Below are 6572 nucleotides of genomic sequence, written 5' to 3' on the forward strand. Positions count from 1 at the left end.
AGCAATAATATATTCAATAGAAAAAGCTAAAATTTATTTTAGCTTTTTCTATTGAATTTTTTTTTTTTCATACGATAATAAAGTATGAAAGTCAAATGGGAGGTGTCTTATGTCAGTAATTAGCAATATTGCTATTTTACAAAATGCACAAGATAAAAAAACTTTTAGTAAAATATCCTTTGAAGAAGGCGAAAAGTTCAATGCAAAAATAGTAAGCATAGACCTGCAAAATGGAGAAGTTAATTTAAAATTATCAGATGGATGGCAATTTGCAGCTAAGCTGGATAAGCCACTAGAACAAGATAACGGTAGTGGTATGCTTAAATTTGTTGTTGAAGGATTTGAAGATAGTAAGCTTAAAGTAAGATTATTATCTGATGATAAACAAGTTAAAGTTGTTGAAAGAGAAAAATTTACCATGGAAAAAGTTTTAGTTAATGACAAAAGTGATATCTTGCTTTTTGAAAAAATGATAAAACATGATATGCCATTAACTAAAGATAATATAATAGATATAAAAAATTTAGTCCATTTCAAAGAGAAAATTTCTTTTAATTCTGAAAAAGAGGAGATTTTTATTGATAAGTTTCTTGATAGTAGAAATATTGACACGAGTAGCGAAAAGGCAAATGAAATAACAAAAACCTTAAAGGGCTTTTTTGGGGCTTTAAAGAATTTAGACATCGATGAAATATTATTATTTAAAGAGAATAATATAGAAATTACTAAAGGGAATTTGGAGAGCTTTGTAAAACTATTTAAAGGAGAATCAGCCATTTATAACAATTTTAAAGATATTAGTAACTTTCTTTCAAATAGTGATATAATTAAAAATATGTTGGAAAATATTGAGCCCTCTTTAAAAAATCAGAATGAAAAGATTGAAGATTTAAAGCCAAAGGAAAATGAGAAGATTCCTCTAAATGAACTTCATAAAGATGTTATTAATGAAGTGGATACAGCAAATAAAAATGCTGTAAGTAATAAAATTCATGGATATGGTAAAAATAATTCTCTTAATGATATTATTAATATGATAAAAAAAGAATTAAATGTTCAAGATATTGATAGAGGAACAATAAACAATATTGAAAACGATATAGAGAAGTTAACGACAGATTTTATTATTAAAGAGCAAATTAAACTTAAAACCGATGAGATTAAAGATATAGTTAAAGTTCTTATTGAAAGCAAACAAAATCTAAAATCTGAGTCTTATCAAAAAGTTATGGATATGTTTGGTCAAAAGTTTAATGATATAAAAATGTTTAATTCTATTTCAGAACAATATTATTATTTGGACTTACCTATAAATATTAAAGAAAATGAATATCAATGTAAATTGATTATTAAAGATGACAGAAAAAAAGGTAAAAAAATTGATGGTAAAAATGTGAAAATTGCTACTAGAGTAAAAACAATAAATATGGGAACTGTGGATGCATATATTAAAATTAACAATAATAATATGAATATTGACATAAATTGTGATGAATTTTGGGTTAGTGTTTTTGAACTTGGTAAAGAAAAATTAATGAAAAATTTATCTACTCTAAATTATAGGGTTAACATTGATGTAAGTAAGAAGGATAACGAGTTTACACTGACTAATATCAGAGAATTTTTTGATGATAGGAGTTTTAATACAATAGATATAAAGGTATAATAGGATTGCGCTATTTTAAAGTTGTAATTTTGAACACTAATGAGGTGCATTAAAATGAAAAAATTAAAAAAAGCTGCTGCAATAAAATATGTAAAGGGGTATGATGTGCCTATAGTAACAGCAGCTGGAATAGGGTATATAGCAGATAAAATTCTACAGAAGGCTGAAGAGAGTAATGTGGCTATAGTGCAAAACGATGAATTAGCTAATTTACTTTTAAATGTTGATGTGGGATCAGAAATACCTCTAGAATTATATGATGCAATAGCAAAGGTTATTGCTTATGTAATGGATACAGATGCATTAATGAAAAAACACTAGAATGTTAAAAAAGGAGATATAATATGGCGTTATGGGCAATATCTGATCTTCATTTAGCTATAAATTCAAATAAACCAATGGATATATTTGGATATAAATGGAATAACCATCAAGAAAAAATAAAAAAAAATTGGCTTAGTAAGATTTCTTCAAAGGACACTGTACTAATTGCAGGGGACATTTCTTGGTCTATGAATATTTCTGAGGGGAATGAGGATTTAGAATGGATTCATAATCTACCAGGCACAAAAATACTTATTAAAGGAAATCATGACTATTGGTGGAATAGTATCACAAAGCTTAATACTCTTTATGATGATATGGATTTTATACAAAATAACTCTTTTAACTATAATGATTATGCTATATGTGGAACCCGTGGTTGGAACTGTCCTGGTAGTGCAAAATTTTCGACTCATGATGAAAAAATATATGATAGAGAACTGATAAGGCTCCGAATTTCATTAGATGATGCAGTGAAAAGTGGATATAATAAATTTATTGTAATGCTTCATTATCCACCTACTAATGATAGTTTTGAAGAAACTAAACTTATAAGGTTAATAAAAGAATATAAGGTGGAAAAGGTAATATATGGACACTTGCATGGAGCATCTTTAAATAGGTTGTATGAAGGAAATATAGAGGGGGTAGAGTATATAGTAACCTCTTGTGATTATTTGGACTTTGATCCACTGAAAATATTAGATTAATATTATTAAAAATTAAATTTTATATAAAGGACTGAGGATATGGCAATAAGAGAGTGGAAGAGATTTTTAATCCCTTATGAACAGGCAGTAGAAGAATTGAAAGTGAAATTCAGAAGCATAAGGAGAGAGTATAGACATAAAAATGACTATTCACCTATAGAGTTTGTTACCGGAAGGGTTAAAGAAATATCTAGTATCCTTGAAAAAGCTAGTAAATTTTCTATACCTCTACAGAGAATTGAGTTTGAGATGGAAGACATTGCAGGTATAAGAATAATGTGTCAGTTTGTAGATGACATTGATAAGGTGGTAAATTTAATTCGTCAAAGACGTGATATGCAGATAGTTTATGAAAAAGATTATGTTGCAAATGTAAAAGGTAGCGGTTATAGAAGTTATCATATGATTATAAAATATCCTGTGAACTTATCTGATGGTCAAAAGGAAATACTAGCGGAGTTTCAAATTAGAACTTTGGCAATGAATTTTTGGGCTACAGTTGAGCATTCTCTGAATTATAAATATAAACATGATATACCAGAGAATATAAGGGCGAAACTTAAGAGCGCTGCGGATGCGGCTTTTCAGTTAGATCAGCAGATGTTAGAAATTAAAGATGAAATCAAAGATGCACAAAAATTGTTTGAGGTAAAATCTAATTTGGTATCGGATATAATGAATAATATTATTATGCTTTCTTCTCTCGGGAAATTAACTGATGCAACTAGATATAGAGATCAATTAAATAAGCTAGTAGAAGAAGGAGAAGTTTTTGAGCTTAGTAGTCTGCTTAAAGCAACGCAAAAAACATTAGATATGTACGGAGCTTAATTAGGTAATACAGTCTTAAATACAAAAAGGATAGTAGAGTATTCAATAAAAAAACTCTACTATCCTTTTGTAATAAAATTTATTAAACTACTATATTAACTAGTCGTCCTTTAATTACAATAACCTTGCGCACAGTTTTACCGTTTAGGGCAGCAATTATTGTTTCATCTTTGAGAGAAACTTCTTTTATACCTTCTTCATCTAAATCTGAAGATACGTTTATTTTAGATTTTATTTTTCCGTTTACTTGAAGAGCTATTTCTATTTCATCTTTGATTAGAGCGTCTTTATCAAATTCAGGCCAGCTTTGATTAAATATGGAGTACCCCATACCTAAGGTTTCCCATTTTTCTTCCGCAAAGTGAGGGGCAAAAGGAGCGAGAAGTTTAAGGTAATCCACAAGTACTTCTTTTAAGAATTTTTTATTTTTAATTTCTTCAGTAGCATATTTTGAAAGGGCATTTGTAAGTTCCATAAGTCTTGCAATTGCTGTATTAAACTGTAGTTTTTCTGCATCTTCCGTAACTCCATTAATTGCAAAATGCCTCCAATAGTTTAATTCTTTATCTGCCTTGTCAAGAGAGGCTCTATTATTACACTCCTCTGAAAGTTCTTCTATTCCAGTCTCTATAGCTCTTTCAATTCTTTCAATGAACCTTCCCATAGCTTTTATACCGTCGTCACTCCATGCGCCGCCATCAGTATAACCAAAACCAAACATTAGGTACATTCTAAAGGCATCGGATCCAAACTCTTTTATATATTGGTCTGGAGATATAGTATTGCCTTTGGATTTACTCATTTTTAATCCGTCTTCGCCTAAAATTAAACCTTGGTGTGTAAGAGATAAGAAAGGTTCATCGAAGTTTAAATATCCCATATCGCGAAGAGCTTTGGATATAAATCTTGAATATAGTAAGTGACCGCATGCATGTTCAGGTCCACCTACATATTTGTCTACAGGAAGCATTTTGTTTACTAAGTCTGTATCAAAAGCTTTTTCACTATTTTTGTTATCTACATATCTAAATTCGTAGAAAGAAGAACAAACGAAGGTATCTAGAGTATCAGCCTCTCTATGAGCTGGAGCTCCACAAACCGGGCAGGGTACATTAATAAATTCCTTGCATTTAGCTAAGGGTGATTCTCCGTCTGGGGTAAATTCTACGTTATAAGGAAGTTCTACAGGTAGCTGATCTTCGGGTACAGGGACAGTTCCACATTTATCGCAATGAATTATTGGAATAGGAGCTCCCCAATATCTTTGTCTTGAAACTAACCAATCACGAAGTCTAAAGTTTACTTTACCAGATCCTGAGCCCAGTTTTTCTAGTTTTTTCACTATGGCTTCGATACCTTCTTCAGTAGATAAACCGTCAAATTCTTCACTATTTACCATTTTACCGTGCTCAGTATAGGGAAGGTTTTCTGGACGTTCAATTACACTCTTAAAGCCAATAATTACCCTTTCAATAGGCAAATTGTATTTAGTGGCGAAGGCAAAATCTCTATCATCATGAGCGGGAACAGCCATTACTGCACCTGTTCCATAACTGTTTAGAACATAGTCAGCAATCCAAATTGGAACTTTACGCCCGTTAATAGGATTAATAGCATAGGAACCAGTAAATACACCGGTTTTATCTCTTGAAATAGATTGCCTTTCTATATCAGTTTGTTTTCTAGCTTCATATTTATAAGTTTCAACAGCATCTTTATATTCATCTTTAGTGTATATATCTACAAGATCATTTTCGGGGGCTATAACAACATACGTAACACCATACAGGGTGTCTACTCTTGTAGTGAATACACTAAAGTCTACATCCGAATCAATTACCTTGAAAATGACGTCAGCGCCGGTAGATTTACCTATCCAATGTTTTTGCATTGATTTTGTTTTTTCAGGCCAATCCAAGGTGTCAAGTTTTTCTAGTAGTTCATCAGCATAGTCAGTAATTTTTAAAAACCATTGGGTTAATTTCTTTTTAGTAACCTCAGTGCCACAGCGCTCGCAAGAGCCATCTACTAACACTTGCTCATTTGCAAGTACTGTGTTACAACTAGGGCACCAATTTACAGGTGCTTTTTTCCTGTAAGCAAGACCTTTTTCAAATAGTTTTAAGAATAGCCATTGAGTCCATTTATAATAGTATGGACGACAAGTTACCACTTCATGATCCCAATTAAACATTGCCCCCATAGCTTTTAATTGCTTTTCCATGTTACTAATATTCTGATCTGTAGAATCCTTTGGATGTACGCCTGTTTTTATTGCATAGTTTTCCGCAGGTAGACCAAAAGCATCGAAGCCCATTGGTTGGAATACATTGTATCCTTGCATTTTCTTCATTCTAGCCCAAGTATCTACAGGACCATAGTTAAACCAATGCCCAGCATGTAATTGGCTTCCAGATGGATAGGAGAACATTTCAAGTACATATAGTTTTTTGTCAATTCTATTTTCATCAAATTTATAAAGATTAGTTTCTTCCCATTTCTGTTGCCATTTTTTATCGATAGTTGTATTGTATTTTGCCATTGTTATTCCTCCTTGATAATCTAAATCATTTCGTGTTTATTTAGATTCAACATTTCTTCCATAGAATTAAATAGAAATTAAAAAAACCTCCATCTCAACAAAGAGACGAAAGTAAAATTCCGCGGTACCACTCTAATTAGGCATTACGCCTCACTTAAAAATATAACGGTTCTAACCGTACTTGTTTTCACAAGTAAGCTCTTGCTTGCAAAGCAAGTGTTTACTTGCAAAGTAAGCTCATAGGTAAGTTCGTATTATATCATTACTGCTTCACAGCCACAGCAGCTCTCTTTGGAATGCTAAAAATATTACTACTCCTAATCAAAGCTTTTATTTTATTATAATTATTTTATACTTTATTATTATCAATTATAATTTAAATAGAATTTTATGTCAAGACCACATTTAGAAACATTAATTTATTATGATCCGTTTATGATAATGTCTTGGTATACCGTTTTTGATTATGTCCCAAATAAAAAAAATATAGTGTAAAATA

The 6572-nt window shown here is 30.9% G+C and carries 5 protein-coding genes and 1 other annotated feature; of the genes, 4 read left to right on the forward strand and 1 reads right to left on the reverse strand.

Annotated elements, in window-relative coordinates:
* Positions 1-109: 109 nt before the first annotated feature.
* From JJD95_RS00530 to JJD95_RS00545, 4 genes are read left to right on the forward strand one after another with little or no spacing between them, the layout of a single operon-like run.
* The gene (locus tag JJD95_RS00530) at positions 110-1666 is read left to right on the forward strand and encodes a hypothetical protein (RefSeq protein WP_291639255.1); all 1557 of its coding nucleotides are present in this window, start codon (positions 110-112) and stop codon (positions 1664-1666) included.
* Positions 1667-1720: 54 nt separating this feature from the next.
* Entirely contained in the window at positions 1721-1987 is a 267-nt protein-coding gene (locus JJD95_RS00535; RefSeq protein WP_291639257.1) for an EscU/YscU/HrcU family type III secretion system export apparatus switch protein, read from the forward strand.
* Between the two features lie 23 nt (positions 1988-2010).
* On the forward strand, positions 2011-2700 hold the full coding sequence (locus tag JJD95_RS00540) for a metallophosphoesterase (protein WP_291639260.1): 690 nt from the start codon (positions 2011-2013) through the stop codon (positions 2698-2700).
* 39 nt (positions 2701-2739) lie between these two features.
* On the forward strand, positions 2740-3531 hold the full coding sequence (locus JJD95_RS00545; protein ID WP_291639262.1) for a GTP pyrophosphokinase family protein: 792 nt from the start codon (positions 2740-2742) through the stop codon (positions 3529-3531).
* Between the two features lie 82 nt (positions 3532-3613).
* Here JJD95_RS00545 and leuS read toward each other — a convergent pair whose 3' ends face one another.
* Positions 3614-6073: a leucine--tRNA ligase gene (gene leuS, locus JJD95_RS00550; RefSeq protein ID WP_291639264.1), complete on the reverse strand. Its 2460-nt coding sequence runs from the start codon at positions 6071-6073 to the stop codon at positions 3614-3616.
* 98 nt (positions 6074-6171) lie between these two features.
* Positions 6172-6407: a binding site (T-box leader), on the reverse strand.
* Between the last annotated feature and the right edge of the window lie 165 nt (positions 6408-6572).

The organism is Clostridium sp. (assembly GCF_016650035.1).
GTDB lineage: Bacteria > Bacillota > Clostridia > Clostridiales > Clostridiaceae > Clostridium_AD.